The following is a 24,691-nucleotide window of genomic DNA, read 5'->3' as shown; positions in this document are numbered from 1 at the left end:
AACTTGCGCCCGGTGTTTCGTGGATCAGGCTTTCTGACAGGCCGCAGCGGTAAACAGCACGTCAGTGGATGAGTTCAGCGCGGTTTCGGCAGAATCCTGCAAAATACCGATGATGAAGCCCACCGCGACCACCTGCATGGCGAGGTCATTGGGAATACCAAACAGGCCGCACGCCATCGGGATCAGCAGCAGCGAACCGCCCGCCACGCCGGAAGCGCCACAGGCACAGATTGCCGCCATCACACTCAGCAGCAGTGCCGTCAGGATATCCACTTCAATCCCAAGCGTATTGACCGCCGCCAGAGTCAGCACCGTGATGGTGATCGCCGCACCGGCCATATTGATAGTGGCACCCAGCGGAATCGAGACGGAATACGTATCTTCATCCAGCCCCAGTTTGCGGCACAGATTCATATTGACCGGAATGTTAGCTGCCGAACTGCGGGTGAAGAAGGCAGTGACACCGCTTTCACGCAGGCAGGCGAAGACCAGCGGATAAGGATTTCGGCGGGTTTTGAAAAACACGATCAGCGGATTGAACACCAGTGCGACCAGTAACATACAGCCAATCAGCACCACCAGCAGGTGCGCATAATTGTAGAGCGCGCTGAAACCGCTGGTCGCCAGCGTTTCTGACACCAGACCGAAAATCCCCAGCGGCGCGAAACGGATAACCACACGGACAATTTTGGTGACGGCGACAGAGACATCCGTAACCAGCATTTTGGTGGTCTCTGCCGCCTGACGCAGCGCCAGTCCCAGACCAATCGCCCACGCCAGAATACCGATGTAGTTGGCATCAATCAGCGCCCGGAAAGGATTGGACACGATGCTCATAATCAGTCCTTTCAGCACCTCTGCGATACCCCCCGGCGGCGTGATTTCGACGTCAACCATTTTCAGAACCAGCGTCGAAGGGAAAATAAAGCTGACGACGACGGCAATCAGCGCTGCCGAAAAAGTCCCGAAAAGATACAGAAACAGGATCGGGCCAAGCGACGTTTTACGGCCTTTCGGATGATTGGCAATGGATGCGGTAACCAGTACCAGCACCAGCAGCGGAGCAACCGCTTTCAGTGCGCCGACAAACAAGCTGCCCAGCAGACCGGCAGTTTTGGCGACTTCTGGAGCCAGTGCCGCAAGGGCAATACCGGCGAGTAAACCGACCAGGATTTGCATCACCAGACTGCTGTTGAGAAAGCGTTTTAGAAATGACGCGGAGGATTGTGTTTGCATGATTTTTCCTTTTTGATATGTAATTGCCACCCTTGTCCTGAGTGGTAACGCAGGAGACTAGCAGAATTTAGCTCAAAAAATAACGGGCGCCTGATGGCACCCGTTTGAAAAAGTTAATTTGAGATCGATGCACGCTTATTTTTTGGATTTTGCGAGGTCAGCCCGGCGGTTCACCCAGGTGTTAATCAACAGGGTGATGATCAGAATCGACGCGATCACGCCCAGCGAAATCCCCACCGGAATATGGAACACGTCGAGCAGCAGCATTTTGATACCGATGAAAATCAGGATCACTGCCAGACCGTATTTCAGCATCGAGAAACGTTCTGCCACGCCTGCCAGCAGGAAGTACATCGCACGCAGACCCAGAATTGCGAACAGGTTAGAAGTCAGTACGATGAACGGGTCGGTGGTCACGGCGAAGATTGCCGGAATACTGTCGACCGCGAAAATCACGTCGCTCAGTTCCACCATGATAAGCACCAGCAACAGCGGAGTTGCGAACAGGATCCCGTTACGGCGCACGAAGAATTTCTCGCCCTGCAAATCGTCGGTCATACGCATTTTACTGCGCAACCAGCGGATCATCGGTTTTTCGCCCACTGCGCCGTCGTCTTCTTTCGCCAGTGCCATCTTGATACCGGTGAACAGCAGGAACGCGCCGAACACGTACAAAATCCAGCTGAATTGCCCCACCAGCCAGCTGCCGGCGAAAATCATACCGGTACGCAGGACGATGGCGCCGAGCACGCCATAGACCAGCACGCGGCGTTGCAGGTTAGCCGGAATAGAGAAGTAGCTGAACAGGATCAGCCAGACGAAGACGTTATCCACGGCCAGCGCTTTTTCCAGCAGATAGCCGGTCAGGAACATCGTTGCCTTGGCATCGGCGACTTCACGGCCAAACTCACCGTTGAGATACCACCAGAAGCCGAAGTTAAACAGCAGCGACAGGCCTATCCACACCAGCGACCACATCGCAGCACTTTTCATGCTCATGGTTTGCGCGCCTTTACGGCCCTGCAACAGCAGGTCGAAAGCGAGCATAATTATCACTACCACGGCAAAAGAGCCCCATAACATCGGGTTGCCAACGGAGTTCATCATTGCGGTATCCTCGAAAAAACATCAAAAAAAAACGGCCAGCGTCGGAAGACGTTAGCCGCTCATTTTTTTGAGCTGTGAGCAAACCTCGCCTTCCGGCAAGGTCTCACTTACAAAGATAGGTATTCATCTTGTGAAATTCTATCTTTGCCCCGGTAACCGGGTGGCTGAGACAGCGCTAAGCGCGGGTCCAGACACCGTAATGACGATTATCCGACGAAGAAGTTACTCCCCTTTGCAGTTCGAAAATTAATGCAAAATGTGTCGGATGTCAAACATTCAGAAACATTATGGGTCATTATCCTGCCAGTGCCTGACGCTTGCCGAGTGCGCCGATGAAGGAGAGCAGCAGCCCCTGACTGAGCGGGGTTTCGCTAAGTTGCTGAGCCTGATGAGCAAAGTCCACGTGGTCATCTTCGGCAACAGAGGCCAGCCATGACAAATACGTTTTCATCACCGCCAGACTAAATTCAGGGTGGAACTGGGTGCTGACTGCATTCGGGCCGTAACGCAGGATCTGATGCGGGTCATGCAGTGTTTTCGCCAGCACCGTCGCCGTGGCGGGCGGCGTAATGACGGTTTGCAGATGGATCAGATTCGCCGCGAACTGCGCCGGAAGTTGCGACACCAGCGGATCCAAATGTCCGGCAGGCGTCAGCGTGACTTCGTGCGTGCCGACTTCAATGCCCTGCGGATGGTAATCCACTTCGCCGCCCAGTGCGTACGCCATCAACTGATGACCGTAACAGGCACCGAACATCGGCAATTCCTGCAACATGCCCAGACGTACCCAGTCCGCCGCTTCTTCGCTCCACGCCAGATGTTCAGTCACCATGCTGCGCGAACCGGTAATGATCGCCCCGCAATAGTTTTCCGGCGGCAGCGGACGTTCACCCGCCTGCAAATCCACAATGACCACCTGCTGCACGTCGATATCCCCCTGACGGATAAACATCTGCGGGAAGTTATCGTGCGCGCGGCGGATAGGCTCCGGCGCGTGGCCGGTTTGTAAAATCAACAGCGGTTTCTGGCTGGGTGCAATCATCTGTTACTCCCGAACGATGGATAATTTTTTACGGATAATCAGGACTGGCTGTCTGCCGGGAACACCACGCCGGTCTGGCGACGGATTTCCGTCAGCACTTTAGCGGTGATGCGCGAGACTTCCAGCCCCGGGTGCGCGACAAACTGGCTATCGACCAGAATCGCAAAAGTTTCTGCTTCATACAGCATGGTATTGATGTGCTGAGGCTGCGTCAGATCCAGCTTCTGGCTGCCGCGTGGCGTCAGGCTGAGCGTCTGGCATTCAGACAGTTTTTCCATCTGCAGGGTACCGTCTTCGCCCTGAATTTCGCTCGGAAGATGGGAATCGCTGATTTTGGAATGGTTGATAACGACTTCGAAATCATCCGCATAGGTCAATACTACAGTGCCCTGACCGTCGACACCGCTTTCCAGTAATGTCGCGGTGGCTTTTACCGATGCCGGTTCACCAAACAGCGAAATGGCGCTGGCCAGACAGTAATAACCGATATCCATAATCGAGCCATTGGAGAAGGCCGGATTGAAGGTATTCGGGTTTTCTCCCGCCAGATAGCGTGGATAACGTGACGAATACTGGCAGTAATTCAGAATGGCTTTGCGCAGTTTACCAATGCGGTTCAGCGCGCCTTTCATGTGCAGGAAGTTCGGCAGATACGCGGTTTTGAACGCTTCGAACAGCACCACATTATTCTCTTTCGCGCGGGCGATCAGGCTTTCGGCCTCTTTCAGATTGGACGCCAGCGGCTTTTCGCAAATCACGTGTTTTTTATGGCTGAGGAACAGCAGGGACTGCGGATAATGCAATGAATTCGGGCTGGCAATATAGACGGCATCAATCAGATCAGATGCGGCCATTTTTTCCAGTGAATCAAAATAGTGCTCAACCGGATAATCCTCGCCCAGCTTTTTAGCGCCTTCCAGCGTGCGGGAGTAAATCGCGGTCAGTTTCATTTTTCCGCTTTCGTGGGCGGCATCAATAAAACGCTGGGTGATCCAGTTAGTACCCACAACACCAAAACGAATCATGAGAAATCCCTATAGTTAATTATTATTGGTACAACTTACCGAATATTTCCAGATGCGTCAGGTACATGCGCGTATCGAATTCTAACTGATGATAGTCGGGCGTCATATGACAGCAAAGGCTGTAGAATGCTTTGTTGTGTTCTTTTTCTTTCAGGTGCGCGAGTTCATGCACCACGATCATTTTCAGAAACGCTTCCGGTGCGCTTTTGAACACCGTCGCGACGCGGATTTCCGCTTTGGCTTTCAGCTTGCCGCCCTGAATGCGGGAAATCGCCGTATGCAGGCCCAGCGCATGCTTCATCACGTGGATTTTATTGTCGTAAGCGACTTTGCTTAAAGGCGATGAACTGCGCAAAAACTGGTTTTTCAGGTCCAGCGTATACTGATAGAGCGATTTGTCAGTGGTCAGCTCGTGCGGCTCGGGATATCGCGTCAGCAACACTTTACCTAAACGTTCCTGTTCGATTAACTGGCGCACCTGAGCCTGAAGATTCTCGGGATAGCCTTGCAGATAGGTCAATTCAGGCATAACTGTTTGCTTTGTCTCTTATTGCCGGGAAAAAGATGCCATACCGGTAAGCGGGGTTTTCGTTACGATCGCGCCGATCCGGCAGATAAACCCCTTTTTAACTGAAAAAACGTTTTACTGATAGACCAAATTAAGGGATAAACAGCGCAAATTGAATATTGAGGAGGGCCAATGAGCCAATTCGAAACCGAAACAGGTGGTCAGTTATTGCCACTGCGTCTGGAGCGTTATCCGCTGGAAGAAGCGGCAACGCAGTTGCAGGCATGGGAAGCGGCTGATGAATATTTGCTGCAAAACCTGAACACCGACGCGCTCAACGGCCGACCGCTGCTGATTTTCAACGATGCTTTTGGCACGCTGGCCTGCGCATTGCAGCCACATAATCCGACCAGCATTAATGATTCCTTCATGAGCCAGCTGGCGATGCGCCATAACCTGCGCCTCAACGGTTTTGACGAAGACAGTGTGGCGGCGCAAAGCAGCCTGGTGCCGTTGCCGATCAATCCGGGTCTGGTCATCATCAAAGTGCCAAAAACGCTGGCACTGCTGGAACAGCAACTGCTGGCGCTGCGTGAAGTGGTGACGCCGGACACGCAGATTATCGCTGGTGCAAAGGCCCGCGATATCCATACCTCCACGTTGCAGTTGTTCGAGAAAATCCTCGGGCCGACCAAAACCAGTCTGGCGTGGAAAAAAGCCCGTCTGATCCATTGTGAAGCCACGTTGCCTGCGCAAACAGCGGAGCCGGTGATTTCCGAATGGGCGCTCGATGACAGCGAATTCCGTATTTCCAACCACGCGAACGTGTTCTCACGCGGCGGTCTGGATATCGGCGCGCGTTTCTTCATGCAACATCTGCCGGAAGGTATTGAAGGACGTATGGCAGATCTGGGCTGTGGTAACGGCGTGATCGGTATGACCGCGCTGGCGCTGAATCCGGATGCCGAAATGCTGTTCGTCGATGAATCCTATATGGCGGTGGAATCGAGCCGTATTAACGTCGAAAACAATTTGCCGCAGGATGTCAGCCGCTGTCATTTCGAAGTGAACAACATGCTGGCGGGTGTGGAACGCGAAACCCTGCACGCCGTGCTGTGTAACCCGCCGTTCCATCAGGGCACCGTGGTCAGTGATGACACTGCCTGGCGCATGTTCTGCGACGCCAAACGTTGCCTGCAAACCGGTGGCGAACTGCGCATCGTCGGTAACCGTCATCTGGATTACTACCAGAAATTGCGTCGCCTGTTCGGTAACTGCACGACTATCGCCACCAATCAGAAATTCGTGATTTTGCGCGCAGTGAAAACGGCATCGCACCACTGATTGCAGCATTAGTGTGAAGAACTGAAATGAAAAAGCCGCGAATCGCGGCTTTTTTTTCGTCTGCAGTTTTCTAATCCAATGTTTATATTTTCAGGGCCAGCCGTGTGCCCTGATCGATAGCGCGGCGTGCGTCGAGCTCGACGGCGACATCTGCGCCGCCAATCAGATGCACAGTTTTACCCGCATCCTGCAATGGCTGATACAGCTCGCGCCGGGGTTCCTGTCCGGCGCAAATAATCACGTTATCCACTTCCAGACACACCGGTTCGCCGTTCATGATCAGATGCAAACCCGCATCGTCGATGCGTTCGTAGCTCACGCCACTTTGCATCTTCACGCCACGATGCAGCAGACTGGCGCGGTGGATCCAGCCGGTAGTTTTCCCCAGTCCTGCACCGACTTTGGTAGTTTTGCGTTGCAGCAGAACGATGTCCCGCGTGGCCGGTTCCGGCTGTGGCCCGTTTGGCGCCAGACCACCGCGGTGTGTGAGGCTCTGGTCAATTCCCCATTCGTGACTGAAGGCTTGAGTACTCAGGCTTGAAGATATGCCTTTCTGCACCAGGTATTCGGCGGTATCAAAACCGATGCCGCCCGCGCCGATAATCGCCACACGCTGACCCACCGGTTTTTTATCGCGCAGTACGTCGAGATAGGTCAGCACGCTCGGGTGATCAATTCCCGCAATGTCCGGCAGACGCGGCGAAATACCGCAGGCGAGGATCACTTCGTCATAGCCCGTTAACTGGCTGGCGGTGACGGTTTCACCAAGGCGCAGCGTCACGCCCAGCAACGTCAGCTGGCGCGAGTAATAACGCAGCGTCTGATAAAACTCTTCTTTGCCGGGGATCTGTTTGGCGACATTAAATTGCCCGCCGATTTCATTGTGGGCATCAAACAACGTGACGTGATGGCCGCGGCTGGCGGCTGTGGTGGCAAACGCCAGTCCGGCCGGGCCGGAGCCGACGACCGCCAGCCGTTTGATAATTTCAGCACGGGTGACCGGCAGCTGTGTTTCACGACAAGCGCGCGGATTGACCAGACAGGAAGTGACTTCGCCAGCGAATATCTGATCCAGACAGGCCTGATTGCAGCCGATGCAGGTATTGATTTCATCTGCCCGCCCCTGCGCCGCTTTTTCGACAAATGCCGGATCAGCGAGGAAAGGCCGCGCCATCGACACCATATCCGCACAACCTTCGGCGAGAATTTTCTCTGCCACGTCCGGGTCATTAATGCGGTTAGTGGTGATGAGCGGAATACCCACTTTGCCCATCAGTTTTTGTGTCACCCAGCTGAACGCCGCACGCGGCACCATCGTGGCGATGGTCGGAATACGTGCCTCGTGCCAGCCGATGCCGGTGTTGATAATGCTCGCGCCAGCCTGTTCGATACGTTGCGCCAGATTTTCCACTTCCTGCCAGTCAGAGCCTTCTTCCACTAAGTCCAGCATCGATAAGCGATAAATAATGATGAATTCCCGCCCGCAGGTTTCGCGCACGCGGCGCACCGCTTCGGTGGCAAAACGCATCCGGTTTTCAGCACAACCGCCCCAGTGGTCCGTGCGCTGATTGGTACGCGCAGTGAGGAACTGATTTATCAGATAACCTTCCGAGCCCATGATTTCCACACCGTCGTAGCCGGACTCCTTCGCAAGCTGGGCGCAGCGGGCGAAATCTGACAGCGTGGATTCGATTTCTTCTTCGCTCAGGGCGTGAGGTGTAAAACGGTTGATCGGTGCCTGAAGAGCCGAAGGTGCGACGGGGTGGGGCTGATAGCTGTAGCGGCCAGCATGAAGAATTTGCAGCGCAATTTTGCCGCCCGCGGCATGCACGGCCTCCGTCACCACGCGGTGATGCGTGATGTGTTCCTGTTCGGCGAGGATTGATCCCCCCTGATACACCACGCCCTGTGCGTTAGGGGAAATGCCGCCAGTCACAATCAGTCCGACGCCTGCCGCTGCACGTTCGGCATAAAAGGCCGCCAGCCGTTCAGGCCCGTCCTCCAGTTCTTCAAGTCCGGTGTGCATCGAACCCATCAGCACGCGATTTTTCAGTTGTGTAAAACCTAAATCCAGCGGCGCCAGCAGGTGCGGATAAAACAGCGAAGCGCGTTCAGTCATGGAATTCTCTTAAGTGGTCGGAGGAGATGAATTCAATTTAGCGGGTGGCAGAGCAATTGGAAAGTCAGCGTGCGATGACTGTGATACGTATCACTATGAGGAATTCCCTGAGAGTTAATTAACTATCACGCATATTATTAATTGTTGAGCATTAATTCTGGCGGGTTATTTTTGAAGGAGGCTGGCCGTCCGGCATAACAAGTAAAATAATTATTTCTTTGTTTTTACACAATATTGATTAGTTGCAGGTTGTTTATTTTTAACATTTTTTTATTAATTAAATGCGTTTAGGATTATTTTTATAAAACAATCTCGAATCGATTCAGTTCGGGTTAGAGCTGGACTAGGCTGGAGCTGCTTCACCCTAAAAAATTCATTTCTAACCTGGATATATACTATGAATCTTATTGACCATACAGCCTGCCGCCCGTTTACCGAAGCCGGGCATTTGTCCCAGATTGCAGCCTATTATGAAGAAGGCCGTAATGTCATGTGGATGATGCTCAGGTCTTATCCACGTCCATGTTTTAATCAGGACCTCATTGAGGACATCATGACGCTGACCTATGCCGCTAAGGCATCGGGGCTGCGTTTCGATTTTTGGGTCACGGGTTCTTTGGTGCCCAATATGTACAATGTGGGAGGTGATCTGAGTTTCTTTGTCGACTCCATCGTCAATAATAAGCGCGAAGCGTTGCGGTCCTACGCCAGAGCCTGTGTGGACTGTGTTCATGCCGCGGCGCGCGGATTTGATGTGGGGGCGATAAGCTTGTCGATGATTGAAGGAACGGCGCTGGGCGGCGGATTCGAAGCGGCGCTCGCGCATCATTACGTACTGGCACAAAACACGGCCCGGATGGGATTTCCTGAAATTGCGTTTAACCTCTTTCCGGGAATGGGCGGTTATTCGCTGGTATCGCGCAAGGGGGGTATGAAACTGGCGGAGGAACTGATTTCCACCGGTGAATCTCATACTGCGGAATGGTTTGAAAGCCGCGGGCTTGTGGATGTGCTGTTCCAGCCGGGTGAGGCATTCAATGCCACGCGTACCTTTATGGATGTGCTGCGACCAAAGCTTAACGGGATCCGCGCGATGATCCGCGCGCGCCAGCGCGTGCTGCAACTATCACGTTCCGAGCTGATGGATATTACGGAGGACTGGGTGGATGCCGCATTTACGCTGGAGGAGAAAGACCTGAGTTATATGGAGCGTCTGGTCATGCTGCAAAACCGGCATACGGCGTCATTGCGTAAAACCGGCTAACAGCGGACAGAAATGGCCCGTCACTGGCGCTATTTCTGTTTTGCTTTATGTTTAAAGACATTGGGTGAAGCAACCATTTTTTCCTCAAGCCAGTGCTCGAGTTCCTTTGCGGGCATTGGTTTGGCGTAAAGAAAGCCCTGTTTGCTGTCCACACCGATTTCGTCAATTAACTTCTCTTCTTCCGCCGTTTCCACACCTTCCGCCACCACCGTCAGTTGCAGGGTTTTAGCCACCGCCACAATCGCCCGCACCAGCGCCTGCGAAACCGGATTGTCATTGATCCCGCGGACAAAACTTTGATCCAGCTTGATGCAGTCGAGCGGAATTCGCGCCAGCTGGGACAGAGAAGAATAGCCGGTACCGAAATCATCCAGATGCACCTGAGCGCCGAGTTTATGCAGCTGGTTTATCATGGCGACTGCTGCGCCTTCGTCTTCCACCAGACAGCTTTCTGTCAGTTCAAAATCGAGCAGACAGCCTTTCATACCGGCTTTTTTCATGGCGTCAGACAGTGTGGTAATAAACGAACCGTTATTCAGCTGACGTCCGGAAAGATTCACGGCCACGCGCAGATTCAGCCCTTTTTTCTGCCACTCGGTCGCCTGACGGGTGGCGGTTTCAATGACCCATTTGCCGATGGGCGTAATCAGGCCAGATTCTTCGGCATACGGGATAAAACTTTGTGGCTGGATCAGCCCGCGTTCCGGCGAATTCCAGCGCAGCAGTGCTTCCACGCTTTGCACGGTGCCATAAAGTGACACTTTCGGCTGATAGTGCAAAACCAGCTGATCTTTTTCCGCCAGTGCTTTACGTAAATGCGTATCCAGCCACATGTATTCTGAGGCTTTTTCATTCATATCCGGCGAGAAAATACAGTGCGCATTTCTGCCTTTTTCTTTCGCCACATACATGGCGGTATCGGCGTTTTGCAACAGCGTATCGCCGTCAATACCGTGCTCCGGGCAAATCGCGATGCCGCCGGAACAGCCGGTATAGACTTCAATGAGGCCAATACGAAATGGCAGACTCAGGCGGCGCAGCACGCGCTGGCTGAGTGCTTCCAGCGTACACAGTTCTGCCTGAGTACTCAGAATAATGAATTCGTCGCCGCCGAGGCGCGCGAGCTTATCGTTAGGCGACAGGCAATCCTGAATGGCATCAGACACCGCCCGCAGCAGGTGATCGCCAAACATATGACCGTAAGCGTCGTTCACCTTTTTGAAGTTATCCAGATCCAGATAAATCAGCCCGACTTTATTTTCGCCGCGCTCAAGAAGGGCTCTTGCCAGGGATTCCTGCAACGCGTTACGGTTAGCGAAACCGGTAACCAAATCGGTGTTGGCCAGCACGCGCAGACGTTCCTGCGCCTTGCGCTCGTCAGTGATGTCGGAACCGGAGCAGATCAGAAATTTTTGTTGTTTGCCGCTGCCGCTGTGGACGAATTTATTGCGAAACAGAAACAGCCGCTGGCCTTTAACCGTATTGATCCAGCGTTCTACTTCGTAGGATTGCTGATGCTGAAAAAAACCGTTGATGTTCTGGCGTGATGCCAGACCTTCTTCCATCGACATGAAAAGATCATAAGCACTGCGGCCAATGACATCTTCTTCTCGCAGGCCGGTATATTCTTCGCTCAGCCGGTTAAAACGATGGATCTTGCCCTCCTGATCGATAATCACAATCACGGAGTTGGCTTCGGAAACCACCTGTTCGGCGAAGGTCAGACCGACTTCAAGGTCGTGCGCGACAGATTCTGTATCCTGATACGCCGATGCGGTGCCCGCCCAGGCCTTGCTGTCAATTTTCCGGCCGACAAGATAAAGGCGCACCGGAGAACCGAACAGAGTGATGTCCAGTGTGAAACTTGAGGTGATCCCGGTCAGTTGCCTGATTTTTCCTGCCTGCCATTGGGTCAGGGATATAGCCACATTTACGACGCCCTTTTCAGCAGAAAGCTCCAGTGCATTGCTGTCAGAACCCACTCGCCAATATGGGCGGGGCGTACCAAAATGCAGGTACAGGATGGAGGCATCTTGAGAATCGACCATGAATGTTTCTCCGAAAAGAACGCTATACGCCGCCAGTGTGGCGACAAGGCGACAGTCAGCACAGACGGAGTTTACTCTGCTCAGCACACCCGCACCGCTCCGCAATGAGCGGATACAGAACAGGAAGGCGTAACACATTGAATTTAAGGTTAGCAACTGTCGGTTATATATCCAGTCACCGGACAGAAATTACTGCTCAGAACAGGCGGGTTCCGTTAGCCGGAATTCCGCCTGTGAGAGAAACTGCTGACTGCATTCCGGGTCTGCTTTCAGACCCGGAAAGTTATTTCAGCAGGAAGCTGGTTTTCTTCACATCCTGAGAATCTAAACCCACGAATACGTTGAATTTTCCAGGTTCAGAGGCCCATTTCAGCTTGTCATTGTAGAAACGCAAATCTCTTTCGTTGACAGTAAAGGTCACGACTTTCTCTTCACCCGGTTGCAGATTGATTTTCTCAAAGTTCTTCAGCTCTTTCACCGGACGACTGATGGACGCCGTGACATCCTGCAGATACAGCTGGACGATGGTAGCACCACTGACTTTACCGGTATTTTTCACCGTCACACTGGCGGTCAGGGGATTTTTCGCATCCATAGTGGTTGATGAAAGGCTCACGTCAGACACGCTGAAACTTGTGTAGCTCAGGCCATAACCAAACGGGAACAACGGACCGTTGGTGATATCGAAATAACGGGTGGTGTATTTATCCGGATGCTGTGGATTAAACGGACGACCGGTATTGAGCACGCTGTTATACAGCGGAATTTGTCCGACCGAGCGCGGGAAGGTCATCGGCAGTTTGCCTGACGGGTTGTAATCGCCAAACAGAACGTCTGCAATGGCGTGACCGCCTTCGGTGCCGCTGAACCAGGTTTCCAGCATGGCGTCGGAGATGTCGTTTTCCCACGTCAGCGTCAGAGGGCGGCCATTCATCAGCACAATCACCAGCGGTTTACCGGTGGCTTTCAGGGCTTTGAGCAGGTCGCGCTGGCTCTGCGGAATGCTGATGTCAGAACGGCTGGACGCTTCGTGCGCCATGCCTTGTGCTTCGCCCACTACGGCCACCACGACGTCTGATTTCTCGGCTGTTTTTACCGCTTCGTCGATCATGTCCTGGGGTTTACGCGGGTCGTTAATGACCTGCTTGTCGTAGGAATTGAGGAAGTCGACCATCCCCTGATCGTTGGTGATGTTCGCACCGCGGGCGTATAACAATGTGCCTTTATCGCCGAGGACGTCTTTCATCCCCTGCAACACGGTCACGGCCTGAGCCGCTTTACCGGCGGCGGACCAACTGCCCATCACATCGCGTTTACTGTCGGCCAGCGGGCCAATCACGGCGATGGTGCCTTTTTTCTGTAAGGGCAACGTCTGGTTGGTATTTTTCAGCAGGACGAGCGAAGTGCGCGCGACTTCGCGGGCTTCAGGGCGGTGCAGACGACTTTCGGCATTGGTGTCCGCCGGGTCGCTCGACTGCGGGCCTAAATGACGGTATTCATCGACAAATAACCCCATGTCCCATTTCGCGGCCAGAACGTCACGGACGGCGCGGTCAATATCCTGCTGACTGACCAGACCGTCGGCGAGCAATCCTTTCAGGTACTTACCGTACATGTTGTCGGCCATGTCCATATCGACACCGGCCTTGAGCGCCATGGCAGCAGCCTGACGATCATCTTCGGCCACGCCGTGTTTAACCAGGCCGCCGATGGCGCCGTGGTCACTCACCGTCAGGCCTTTAAACTGCCAGTCATCACGCAGAATATCTTTCAGCAACCAGGTATTTGAGGTCGCAGGAATACCGTTAACGCTGTTGAGCGCAATCATCACGCCACCGGCACCGGCATCAACGGCCGCTTTATACGGCGGCATGTAATCGTTGAACATGCGGGTGGGACTCATGTCCACGGTGTTGTATTCGCGCCCGCCTTCAACAGCGCCGTACAGCGCATAGTGTTTGACGTTAGCCATGACAGCATCAGGTGCGGAAGGGTCTTTCCCCTGATAACCCGTCACCATTTCATGCGCGAGGCGGGAAGTCAGGTAGGTGTCTTCACCAAAACCTTCGGAGACACGGCCCCAGCGCGGATCACGGGTAATATCAACCATCGGCGAGAAGGTCATATTCAGACCATCAGCTGCGGTTTCCAGCGCTGAAATACGTGCGCTGGTGGCGACGGCCTGCATATCCCAGCTGGCGGCAAGGCCAAGACTGATAGGGAAAATAGTGCGCTGACCATGCACCACGTCATAGGCATAAAACGGAGGTATTTTCAGGCGGCTTTCTTTCACCTGATCCTGCATACGGCGAATATCTGGCTTTGTGACGGTATTAAACACGCCACCGACTTTGCCGGCGCGGATGTCAGCCATAATGGCTTCTTTCTGATAATCCGGCCCCACAGTGACCAGATTCAGCTGACCAATTTTTTCATCTATGGTCATTTTTTTCATCAGGTCAGCAATGAACGCATTGCGCTCTTTTACCTGATCCTGGGGGATGCCCGTCGTTTCGACGGCGAGCGAAGAAGCAGAACTTACCAGTAACACTAACGCGCCAAGCACGTGATGCGTATTCATCGGAATTCCTTCAGCCATAAGCAGGGTTGCCAAATCAGTGAAAATTCAGCAGCCTGAAGCAAAAAAAGCAATGATCATTCTAAGAAAAGTATGTGTGAGAATCTAATACGACCCTTCAACTATTAGCAATGAATAGTTTATGCCCTGCGCACAATATCGTTTTACATTGCGGGACAGACTGCAATTTACAGGTAATCAGAAACTCACGTACAAAAAGACCTCAGATACGCCACGCATTTTTTTAAATTTAGGATTAAGTGATATGCCGGTGAGCAAATAATCAGCAAGTCAGGCCTGAGGGGCATAACTGAGGCAATAAAAAAGCAGAACTCAATGTTCTGCCTTTTTAAAATCTGGAATAACCCGTCAGGAAATCGGATTAATAGTAGTAAGACATATCGGTAGGGGTTTTGCTCATCACATCAAAAAACACCTCTTTGGTATTTGCCCAGAAGTGTGCGACGGCGGCGGCATCGTAATTCATGCCCATCAGGCTCATCACGAAGAAACAAGTCACAGTCAGACCGAGGCCGCTGCAAACGAAAGCCATGGTATTGCGGCTGGACTGGCGGCAGACAATATTGAGCTGGCTGGTGCAGAACATCAAAAAGGCGCTCAGCAATTCCCAGCGCATCATGACAATCCCGGTAGTTAACGTACCCATCGATAAAATCCTTAATCACTACAGCCACTTGCACGAAGTTGAAATCAGCCGAAGGCTGCTACAACAGATTGGCAACGGGCTTTACTGAAGAAATGGTAAAATACAATTATGTGATGAAGGTCACATTATATCACCGGATTTTATTTTTGAGCAAAATATGTTCGCTAATGAAAAATAGGCATAACACATCAACTTATTTTGATGATGTGTTATGAAAAGAGAGGCGTCTGAATGGAAGGGCGAGGTGAATTACGGATGAATTATGCGCCGTAGCCCATGACCTGCAACAAATGCTGTGCCTGCTGAACGGCTTCCTGACGGTGCGCGACGCCCAGTTTCTGGTACAAATTGCGGATATGCGTTTTGATGGTGGTGGACGCGACGTCGAGTTCACCGGCGATCTGGTCATTGCTGTAGCCGGAGTAAATCAGTCCGAGAACCTGCCATTCGCGCTGCGTCAGCGGACTGGTGCGGATCAGTTCCGGCACCTGCGGGTGAGTCAGGAGTTTATTGACGAACCCTTCGTCGAAGTGCGCGAATTTATGGCGATGGTGCTGGTTAATTTCACGCAAGATCTGCTGGGCACGGCGTTGTTCCAGCTCCGGCAGTAAATTCAGTTGCAGCAGCTGGCGCAACTGCTGCGCCATCATTTCCCCTTCGATGACGAAATGACTGACAAAGCCCGTGCGGTTCGCCAGCCCCAGCGCTTCAATCAATACCCGCTGCGCATCATTTTTACGGCCGGTTTGCCAGTAAAGCAGATTACTGAGCAGCAGATTGCGGTTCAGATCGCTGGTCAGACGCAACTGACGGGCATTCTGATTCAGCTCATCGAGCACCACTTCGGCTTCATCAAACTGTTCCAGCAAAATCTGCACGCGGGCGATATTGCGCCACTGGCCTTGCTGGAAATGGTTATCGGCCATGTCGGGTTTGCGCGCCTGTTGCAGCCACTGGCGGGCAGCGGCTTTATCGCCGATCATCTGCCAGTAAATCACCCTTGGCTTATCAGTGTTGGTCAGCCAGTCGATGTGATACTGGCCGGTTTTGAGCAGGCTTTCGCAGCGTTGCAGGTGGTGATGCGCGTTATCGAGCTGACCACGGGCGAGGGAGCATTTCGCCAGCATCGCCAGACATTGCAGCTGCTGCTGCGGCTGGAAGTTAGTCAGCACGTCCAGCCCCTGACGCGCGGCGTCTTCGGCATCATCAAGGCGCGACCATGACCACAGTAATTGCGAGCGCAGGCGCAGTAAAAACTCGTGCATCGGCAGTTGCTCAAGATGCTGTTCGCGCACCAGTTCAAAGGCGCGATCCTGCATCTCGAAAGCCGCCTGCAAAAAGCCCTGCGCAATCAGGATTTCACTCTGTTGCAGCAACGCCCATAACGCGTAGTGATAGGCTTCGTAGCGGCGGGCAATCTGTTCGGTTTGCTGCATCAGCGGCAGGGCACGCGTCAGGTCACCTTTGCAGTGCTGGATTTCACCGGTGACGGACGTCGCCACGATGCGGCTGTAATAACTTTCATAAGGCAGATATTTCAGGGCATCGGCGGCCAGTTTTTCGGCTTCATCCTGACGACCATCGTTAATCGCCACCTGTGCCCGAAGGGCATCAAATTCAGCGGTCAGCTCCTGCTCCATGACGATATTACGCTGCTGCATTTCGCTTTCGGCGCGTACCAGCAGGGTTTCCACTTCGGCATAACGGTGCTGACTCTGTGCCAGCCAGGCCTGCAATAACACCAGTTTCGGGTTCTGGATCAGCCGGTCATACGGCAGTGCCGCCAGACACTCTTCCAGCAACGCCAGTTCACTCTGGTTAAACAGCGCCCAGGCGTGTTGCAGCAGAATATCGCGCAGCATATCGATGTCTTCTGCGCCCAGCGCATGATGTATCGCTTCGGCAGGGAACCCCTGAGCCAGCCAGCCTTCGGCAGCGGCACGGTGAATAGCCGGGAGTTCTGTCGACAGTTCCCACTGACAGCGCTGGCGCAGGAAAGTCGCAAACAGCGGATGGAAGTTAAACCATTCGCCGGTGTCATCCATGCGGTGAATAAATAGCCCCTGACGTTCCAGTTCCTCGAGACGCTGCTGACCGTTTTCACTGCCGGTCAGGCGCACAATCAGTGCGTCATTCATTGAACGCAGCAGCGAGCAGCGCAGCAAAAAGTCTCTCGTCGGCGCATCTACGCGATCCAGAACTTCATCCACCAGATATTCCGAAAGATGGCTGGCATTCAGCCCGGCGAGTTTTCGGGCGGACTGCTGTGTCGATTGCTGTGAAGAGGTGGTGGACTGACGCGCAGATAACGCGATCAGCTGGAGCGCCGTCGCCCAGCCCGCAACGTCGTCGCACAAACGGCCACTGTCGGCCTGATCGATCGGGTCTTTCAGCCGGTTGTCGAAAAATTGCTGTGTTTCTGGATGGGTAAATGCCAGATGCCTGGCGTTAAGTTCCAGCAGCTGATCGCGCACGCGCATATTAGCGATACCCAGCGGCGGCAGGGTGCGGGAAAGTACCACCAGCGACATATTTTCCGGCTGATGACGCAGGAAAAAACGCATCCCTTCATGAATCGCGTCGTTTGAAATCAGGTGATAATCGTCGATAACCAGCAGCAGCGGACGGTGCCAGTCGGAAAGCTCCACAAACAGCTGAGCAAACAGCGCCGATAAATTGGCGTACTGGTGTTTCTGACTCAGCGCTTCGCTTTTGACGCAATGACCGCCGCAGGCCTGTTGCACAGCCGCAATCAGGTAGCTGGCAAAACGCTCCGGCTGGTTGTCACTTTCATCCAGTGAATACCAGCCCAGATCGCTTTTGCCCGCCGCCCAATGTGCGACCAGCGTCGTTTTCCCATAGCCCGCCGGACTGGCGACCAGGGTCAGGCGATAATTTGGCGCAGTCGAGAGCTTCGTCAGCAGACGATCGCGAACCACTGTATTTTGCTGCCGCACCGGGCGGCTCAATTTCGACGGGATCAGCATTTTTTTCGATTCTTTTGACGGTAGTCAGCGGGCGTAATAATTATTTCGCAGCGTGTAATTAATCACTTTTTCTAAAGTCCTCCTTTGAAACATTGATTGCAAGAATGTTACGTTTTTACATGCCGTTAAGTTGCTCTACATCACACTTCTAAATACAAATTTTCAGAGCATCCCCCTGATCTCCCGCCTCCTCCGGCTACGCCCCGTTTCTCCTCCCTGCCTAATCTTTGGCAGGATGATGCTGCTCACAGGCACAAGCGTCAGCATAGTGATAATGAACATCAGACTTCCCTACAAATTCCCGGATAAAGAGGCATGTGATGCAGGTGACTTTGGATAAGACGCAGTTTTTAGCCGCGCTAAAACGCCAGTGGCAGGGATTCGGTTTGCAACAGGCACAGGATATGACACCGCATCAGTGGTGGCAGGCCACCAGCGCCGCGCTTTCCGAACAACTGAGCGCGCAGCCCGCGCCAAAAGCGACGAAACAGCCGCAACGGCACGTGAACTATATTTCGATGGAATTCCTGATCGGGCGTCTGACCGCGAATAACCTGATCAATCTCGGCTGGTATGAAACGGTCAGTCAGGCGCTGAAAGAGCAGGGCGCCGAGCTGGCTGATGTGCTGGAACAGGAAACCGATCCGGCGCTGGGAAATGGCGGATTAGGCCGTCTGGCGGCCTGTTTTCTCGATTCAATGGCGACCGTCGGACAACCGGCGACCGGCTATGGCCTGAATTATCAGTACGGTTTATTCCGCCAGTCTTTCAGCGAAGGCAAACAGCAGGAAGCGCCTGATAACTGGCATCGCGAAAGCTATCCGTGGTTCAGCCACAACAGCTCGCTGTCTGTCGACGTCGCCTTTGGCGGTAAACTGACCAAGAACGAAAAGGGCGAAGAGCAGTGGCATCCGGCGTTCACCCTGCGCGGGGAAGCCTGGGATCTGCCGGTGGTCGGCTATAAAAATGGCGTCACTCAGCCGCTGCGTTTGTGGCAGGCGACCGACGTACATCCGTTTGACCTGACCCTGTTCAACGACGGTGAATTCCTTAAGGCCGAGCAAAAAGGCATTGATGCCGCGAAGCTCACCAAAGTGTTGTACCCGAATGACAACCACGACGCCGGTAAACGCCTGCGCCTGATGCAGCAGTATTTCCAGTGCGCCTGTTCGGTCGGCGATATCCTGCGCCGTCATCATTTCCTGGGTCGCAAAATTCAGGATTTGCCGAAATTCGAAGTCATTCAGCTTAACGATACCCATCCGACCATTGCCATTCCGGAATTGCTGCGTATTTTGCTCGATGAACATCAGCTGGACTGGGACGCTGCCTGGGCGGTCACCAGCCAGACCTTTGCGTATACCAACCATACGCTGATGCCGGAAGCGCTGGAATGCTGGGACGAAAAACTGGTGCACAGCCTGTTACCGCGCCACTTCTCGCTGATCAAAGCCATTAACGCCCGCTTCAAAAAAGTGGTCGAAAAACAGTGGCCGGGCGATAAAGCGGTGTGGGAAAAACTGTCTGTTCACCAGAACAAACAAGTCCGCATGGCGAATCTTTGCGTGGTCAGCGGTTTTGCGGTGAACGGCGTGGCGGCGCTGCACTCCGAACTGGTGGTGAAAGACCTGTTCCCGGAATATCACCAGCTTTGGCCGAACAAATTCCATAACGTCACCAACGGCATTACGCCGCGCCGCTGGCTGAAGCAGTGCAATCCGGCGCTGTCTTCGCTGATTGATGAGACGCTGAAAACCGAGTGGGTGAATGACCTCGACGCCCTGAAAGGGCTGGAAAGTTACGCCGACAATAAGAAATTCCGTCAGCGTTATCAGGCGATTAAGCGCGAGAACAAAATCAAACTGGCGCACTACGTGAAACAGGTGATGGGGCTGACGCTTAACCCTGACGCGATCTTCGACGTGCAGATCAAACGCCTGCATGAGTACAAACGCCAGCATCTTAACCTGCTGCACATTCTGTCGTTGTATCGCCAGCTGCGTGATAACCCGGAAATGGACATGGTGCCGCGTGTATTCCTGTTTGGCGCGAAAGCGGCACCGGGTTATTACCTGGCGAAAAATATTATCTACGCCATCAATAAAGTGGCGGAGAAAGTCAATAATGATCCGCTGGTGCATGATCGCATCAAAGTGGTGTTTATTCCGGATTACCGCGTTTCGGTCGCCGAACTGATGATCCCGGCCGCAGACGTTTCCGAGCAGATTTCCACCGCCGGGAAAGAAGCGTCCGGCACCGGCAACATGAAGCTGGCGCTGAATGGCGCGCTGACCGTCGGCACGCTCGACGGCGCGAATGTCGAAATTGCTGAAGAAGTCGGGGAAGACAATATCTTCATCTTCGGCAATACCGTCGATCAGGTCAAAGCGTTGCAGGCAAAAGGCTACGATCCGCTGAAGATCCGCAAGAAAGATAAACATCTGGATAAGATCCTCAAAGAACTGGAAAACGGCTTCTTCAGCGATGGCGACAAACAGGCGTTCAGCCTGATGCTCGACAGCCTGCTGGGCGGCGGCGACCCGTATCTGGTGCTGGCGGACTTTGCTGATTATTGCGCAGCGCAGCAAAAAGTTGATGTTCTTTACCGCGACCAGGACGACTGGACGCGCAAAACCATTCTCAACACTGCGCGTGTTGGGATGTTCAGTTCCGACCGCTCGATCCGCGATTACCAGCAGCGGATCTGGCAGGCGAAACGTTAAGGAGCCCGCATGGAGAACAAAGCACTGGAGCAGGCCGCCAGGGAGGCGGGTATTTCCTCTGGTTTTATTAATGCGCACGGTAAGCAGCAGGCGATAGCGCCACAAACCAAGCGTGAACTGTTAGCCGCAATGGGCTGGGTGGCCCAAAGCCGCCCGGCTGTCACGCCGGTGCCCGCGGTAAAAGTGTTCATCTGCGGCAGCCGTCTGGCACTGCCGGTCGGTGGCGAGGGTGAATACGGTTGGACATTGAAACTGGAAAGCGGTGCGATGCAGCACGGGCGCATCAGTGGCAAAATGACGCTGGCGCTGCCCGGCAAAATTCCTGCCGGTTACCACCAGCTGACGCTGACGCAGGATGCGCGGCAGTGGGATTGCCGGGTGATTGTCGCCCCGAAACGCTGTTATGAACCTGATGCGCTGCTGGCCGGTAAAAAGCTGTGGGGCGCGTGCGTGCAACTTTATACGCTGCGCTCGGAAAGTAACTGGGGTATCGGCGATTTCGGCGATCTCAGTTTGCTGCTGAAAAATGTCGCCGGACGCGGCGGTGCGTTTGTCGGGCTGAACCCGATCCACGCGCTGTATCCGGCTAATCCGGTAGCGGCCAGCCCTTACAGTCCGTCATCCCGCCGCTGGCTGAACGTCATTTATATCGACGTCAGCGCTGTTGAAGACTTCAGGCTGAGCGAGGCGGCGCAACAGTGGTGGCATCAGCCGCTGACGCAGCAACGGTTACAGGCCGTGCGCGCCAGCGACTGGGTAGATTACGGCGAAGTGATGCCGCTAAAACTCGAAGGTTTACGCCTGGCTTATACGCAGTTCCTGAAGCGTAAAGCTCAGGATCCGCAGGTGAAATCGCTGGCAGCCTTCGTGAAGCAGGGCGGCGAGAGCCTGTATTTGCAGGCGGCGTTTGACGCTTTATACGAACATCTGGCGAAAGAAACGGATGTTGCCCTCGGCTGGAACCGCTGGCCGGAGCAATATCATGATGCCCGTGGCCCGGCAGTGCGCGCTTTCTGCGAGCAACATGCCGAGGATGTGGAGTTCTATCTGTGGCTGCAATGGCTGGCCGAAACACAGTTTACGCAGTGCTATCACACCAGCCAGCAACACGATATGCCGATGGGGCTTTACCGTGATCTGGCTGTCGGCGTGGTGGAAGGTGGCTCGGAAACCTGGGGTGACGGCGAATTGTACTGCCTGAAAGCCTCGGTCGGCGCACCACCGGATATCCTCGGGCCGCTCGGTCAGAACTGGGATCTGCGCCCGATGGATCCGCATGTGATGGTAAAACGGGGCTATCAGCCGTTTATCGATTTGCTGCGATCCAACATGACCAGCTGCGGCGCGTTGCGTATCGATCACGTCATGACGTTGTTGCGTTTATGGTGGATCCCGGCGGGTGAAACGGCGGATAAAGGCGCGTATGTGCAATATCCGGTGGACGATCTTCTGGCCATTTTAGCGCTGGAAAGTCAGCGTCACCGCTGCATGGTGATTGGTGAGGATCTGGGGACTGTGCCGGTTGAGATCGTCAGTAAGCTGCGTGAGGGCGGCGTGTATTCCTACAAAGTGCTGTATTTCGAGCGTGATGAGGAAAACAACTTCCGCGCGCCGCAGTCGTATCCGGTTCAGGCGATGGCGACGATCACCACGCATGACCTGCCGACGCTGCGCGGATACTGGCAAAGTGACGATCTGGCGCTGGGTAAATCGCTGGGATTGTATCGTGATGAGGACGTGCTTCAGGAGCTGTACGCCGACCGCGCCCGTGCGCGTCAGGGACTGCTCGACGGCCTGCATCATTACGACTGCATTCCAAAGAAAACCGGACGTAAAGCGGCGCTGATGGAGATGACGCCGGTGCTCAACCGTGGTCTGCAACGCTACGTCGCGGACAGCGCCTGTGCCTTACTCGGTCTGCAACCGGAAGACTGGCTGGATATGGACGCACCGGTCAACGTGCCCGGCACCAGCGATGAATACCCGAACTGGCGCCGTAAATTGTCCACATCTCTCGAAGAGATGTTTGCCGATGAGCAGGTGAACAAGCTGATTAAAGACCTCGATAAACGCCGGAGAAAAGTTTCTGTGAGCTAAAATATTTATAAATGACTTAAGGGCTTCTGAATAAAATCAGAAGCCCTTTTTTATGATAAAAAAACAAACAATATCAATGAGGTGTGCGTCATGTTAAAGGCGTTTGTTCCTTAAGCTGAAAATTACACCTTGTTAAGTTCTAATTGCACCTTAAAGTAATCACTAATGACATTGGGTTTATTTTAAGGTGCAATATGAAGCGTTCTCAAACCTTGCTGATTTCTGACGATATCTTACAGCAACTACACAGCCTGGGGCGGTTACTTGCCGAAGGACGGATTGCGCGCCGAATGACGCAATCTGAAGCTGCGGTACGTGCCAATCTCGGTAGAAATACCGTCAGCAGAATTGAGAATGGCGATTCAGGTGTGGCAATAGGTCAAATATTGCGTTATCTCGATGCCATTCGTCCGGGGCAAACATTGTCCTCGCTGCTAAATGTTGAGGATAACGTTGTCAATGCCATGAATGAGAATTTCAGGCCTAAACGTGCCAGGGTATTATCTGAGAAGGAACTAAAGGATTATGACTTCTGAAAGCACTTTATTAGTTCACGCTTTTTTACCCGGAGCGACACGGGCCGTTCCTGCCGGAAAATTAAAAATAACGGAGGCGGGAGCAGAGGTCCTTTCCTGCAGCTTTATCTACGGCCTGAAATATCTAAAACGAAAAGGCGCGATTGAAATTGATCCCACCTCGTTGAATTTTTTGGATGGTCGTGACGTTGCAAGAATGGAACTCTATCCCGCGAATACCACGTTGTTTGGCGGTATCCGGGATGCTGCACCAGATTCATGGGGGCGCCGGGTGATTGAAGCAAAATTTCGTGTACCTGTTAATTCTCTTTCCGAATCTGTTTATCTGCAGGAAGCCGGTGCCAACAGGGTGGGCGCGCTGGATATTACGGCTGACGGTGATTTGGCCCGTGAGCATTCAAAAGCAAGCGATATTCGGTCTCTTGGATACATTCAGGAAGCGTTTGATCGGGTTGAACAGGGGTTATCAGTTCCGGCCAATTTACACAACCTTTTGGATGCAGGTTCCAGCATGGGGGGAATGCGCCCAAAGGCGACGTTATTGGATTCGGATGAAAGCCATTGGTTAGCGAAATTTTCATCACCCAATGACCGTGGGCTTGATATCCCTAAGGTGGAAAGAGCAACACTTGAATTAGCCCGTCTGACCGGTTTGCATGTTCCGCCGACGCAGATTAAAGAAATTGGTGATAATCGTTTTGCCATGCTGATAAAACGTTTTGATCGGATAGGCTGTGGGGCTTTAACCGGAAAACGCCATTTTAATTCCGCCCTGACATTCATGAATTTACATGAAATGGATTCTCCTAAAAGCAGCTATGCGCAGATAGCAGATGCAATGAGAAGACATCTGAATGCGCAGTTTCTGCAACACGATCTGACTGAACTCTACCGGCGTATGGTATTTAATATTTTAATTAATCATGATGATGATCATCTGCGTAATCACGGATTTCTTCTTAAGGAATCCCCTGATCTCGTTCCGATTTTTGGTTTTCAAGAGCCCGAAGAAGAGGTTTCACTGGCCTGGCGGCTTAGTCCGCTCTACGACGTTGTTCCTCGCCCAGGAGTAGCATATTCCCGACTTCTCCATCTGGGGGTTGGAGAATATGGCCGTGAGGCTACACTGACTAACGCTATTTCGTGGTCAGAGCGTTTTGGTCTAAGCAGGAAACGGGCAATGGGTGAAATCGATTCCGTCTGGAAGGCGGTGCGCGAGTGGCGTAATTGCTTTGAAGAATTTGCGGTCAGTGGGAAAGATATGGATTCATTGAAAAGCGCTTTCCGGCACGCCCGTGAAATAGGTGGGAAGGAGTTGGGAATCTGCGACTGACATAAAAAAAGGCGGCTTATTCAGCCGCCCAAGACACAGGGAATTGATCAAGTACTACAAAGCGCATTAGCCTTACA

Annotated in this window: 16 protein-coding genes; 6 read left to right on the top strand and 10 right to left on the bottom strand. The window is 53.3% G+C overall.

Annotation, left to right across the window (positions count from 1 at the left end; translation table 11 throughout):
* Positions 1–24: 24 nt before the first annotated feature.
* The 5 genes from sstT to D6C13_RS13420 all read right to left on the bottom strand — a co-directional run bounded on the left by sstT (position 25) and on the right by D6C13_RS13420 (position 4,939).
* Positions 25–1,236 carry a serine/threonine transporter SstT gene (gene sstT, locus D6C13_RS13440; protein ID WP_120133238.1) on the bottom strand — a complete coding sequence of 404 codons (1,212 nt, stop codon included), beginning with the start codon at positions 1,234–1,236 and terminating at the stop codon, positions 25–27.
* A 135-nt stretch (positions 1,237–1,371) separates the two neighbouring features.
* Positions 1,372–2,340, bottom strand: a complete 969-nt coding sequence (locus D6C13_RS13435) for a TerC family protein (RefSeq protein WP_120133287.1) — start codon at positions 2,338–2,340, stop codon at positions 1,372–1,374.
* A gap of 298 nt (positions 2,341–2,638) precedes the next feature.
* Positions 2,639–3,385 carry a glutamine amidotransferase gene (locus D6C13_RS13430; protein ID WP_120133237.1) on the bottom strand — a complete coding sequence of 249 codons (747 nt, stop codon included), beginning with the start codon at positions 3,383–3,385 and terminating at the stop codon, positions 2,639–2,641.
* Between the two features lie 38 nt (positions 3,386–3,423).
* Positions 3,424–4,410, bottom strand: a complete 987-nt coding sequence (locus tag D6C13_RS13425) for a Gfo/Idh/MocA family protein (RefSeq protein WP_120133236.1) — start codon at positions 4,408–4,410, stop codon at positions 3,424–3,426.
* A 22-nt stretch (positions 4,411–4,432) separates the two neighbouring features.
* The gene (locus tag D6C13_RS13420) at positions 4,433–4,939 is read right to left on the bottom strand and encodes a M48 metallopeptidase family protein (protein WP_112286754.1); all 507 of its coding nucleotides are present in this window, start codon (positions 4,937–4,939) and stop codon (positions 4,433–4,435) included.
* 171 nt (positions 4,940–5,110) lie between these two features.
* Here D6C13_RS13420 and rlmG point away from each other — a divergent pair, with 171 nt between their 5' ends.
* Positions 5,111–6,262: a 23S rRNA (guanine(1835)-N(2))-methyltransferase RlmG gene (gene rlmG, locus D6C13_RS13415; protein ID WP_120133235.1), complete on the top strand. Its 1,152-nt coding sequence runs from the start codon at positions 5,111–5,113 to the stop codon at positions 6,260–6,262.
* Positions 6,263–6,344: 82 nt separating this feature from the next.
* Here the strand turns inward: rlmG and D6C13_RS13410 are convergent, their stop codons facing one another.
* Positions 6,345–8,381, bottom strand: a complete 2,037-nt coding sequence (locus D6C13_RS13410; RefSeq protein ID WP_120133234.1) for an NADPH-dependent 2,4-dienoyl-CoA reductase — start codon at positions 8,379–8,381, stop codon at positions 6,345–6,347.
* Positions 8,382–8,778: 397 nt separating this feature from the next.
* On the opposite strand from D6C13_RS13410, the gene D6C13_RS13405 reads away from it, so the two are divergent.
* Positions 8,779–9,645: a crotonase/enoyl-CoA hydratase family protein gene (locus tag D6C13_RS13405; RefSeq protein ID WP_120133233.1), complete on the top strand. Its 867-nt coding sequence runs from the start codon at positions 8,779–8,781 to the stop codon at positions 9,643–9,645.
* Between the two features lie 29 nt (positions 9,646–9,674).
* On the opposite strand, the gene pdeR is transcribed toward D6C13_RS13405, so the two are convergent.
* From pdeR to malT, 4 genes are all read right to left on the bottom strand, one after another.
* The gene (gene pdeR, locus D6C13_RS13400) at positions 9,675–11,693 is read right to left on the bottom strand and encodes a cyclic di-GMP phosphodiesterase (RefSeq protein ID WP_120133232.1); all 2,019 of its coding nucleotides are present in this window, start codon (positions 11,691–11,693) and stop codon (positions 9,675–9,677) included.
* Positions 11,694–11,976: 283 nt separating this feature from the next.
* Positions 11,977–14,274 carry a beta-glucosidase BglX gene (gene bglX / locus D6C13_RS13395; protein WP_120133231.1) on the bottom strand — a complete coding sequence of 766 codons (2,298 nt, stop codon included), beginning with the start codon at positions 14,272–14,274 and terminating at the stop codon, positions 11,977–11,979.
* A gap of 379 nt (positions 14,275–14,653) precedes the next feature.
* Positions 14,654–14,938, bottom strand: a complete 285-nt coding sequence (locus tag D6C13_RS13390) for a YjcB family protein (protein ID WP_120133230.1) — start codon at positions 14,936–14,938, stop codon at positions 14,654–14,656.
* A 260-nt stretch (positions 14,939–15,198) separates the two neighbouring features.
* Complete coding sequence (gene malT / locus D6C13_RS13385; RefSeq protein WP_120133229.1) at positions 15,199–17,925, bottom strand: HTH-type transcriptional regulator MalT; 2,727 nt, start codon at positions 17,923–17,925, stop codon at positions 15,199–15,201.
* Positions 17,926–18,245: 320 nt separating this feature from the next.
* Between malT and malP the strand changes: the two genes are divergently transcribed.
* The 4 genes from malP (at position 18,246) to D6C13_RS13365 (ending at position 24,614) form a co-directional block, all read left to right on the top strand.
* Positions 18,246–20,648 (top strand): maltodextrin phosphorylase, encoded by a 2,403-nt coding sequence (gene malP, locus D6C13_RS13380; protein WP_120133228.1) that lies wholly within the window; start codon positions 18,246–18,248, stop codon positions 20,646–20,648.
* A gap of 9 nt (positions 20,649–20,657) precedes the next feature.
* Positions 20,658–22,745: a 4-alpha-glucanotransferase gene (gene malQ / locus D6C13_RS13375; protein ID WP_120133227.1), complete on the top strand. Its 2,088-nt coding sequence runs from the start codon at positions 20,658–20,660 to the stop codon at positions 22,743–22,745.
* A gap of 194 nt (positions 22,746–22,939) precedes the next feature.
* Positions 22,940–23,281, top strand: a complete 342-nt coding sequence (locus D6C13_RS13370) for a helix-turn-helix domain-containing protein (protein WP_120133226.1) — start codon at positions 22,940–22,942, stop codon at positions 23,279–23,281.
* Positions 23,271–24,614 (top strand): type II toxin-antitoxin system HipA family toxin, encoded by a 1,344-nt coding sequence (locus D6C13_RS13365; RefSeq protein ID WP_120133225.1) that lies wholly within the window; start codon positions 23,271–23,273, stop codon positions 24,612–24,614. Before D6C13_RS13370 ends, D6C13_RS13365 begins: the two co-directional genes overlap by 11 nt.
* The last annotated feature ends 77 nt before the right edge of the window (positions 24,615–24,691 follow it).

Source organism: Rahnella woolbedingensis (assembly GCF_003602095.1).
Classification (GTDB): domain Bacteria; phylum Pseudomonadota; class Gammaproteobacteria; order Enterobacterales; family Enterobacteriaceae; genus Rahnella; species Rahnella woolbedingensis.
The sequence above is the reverse complement of the archived record's forward strand: the minus strand, read 5'-3'. Positions and strand labels throughout refer to the sequence as shown.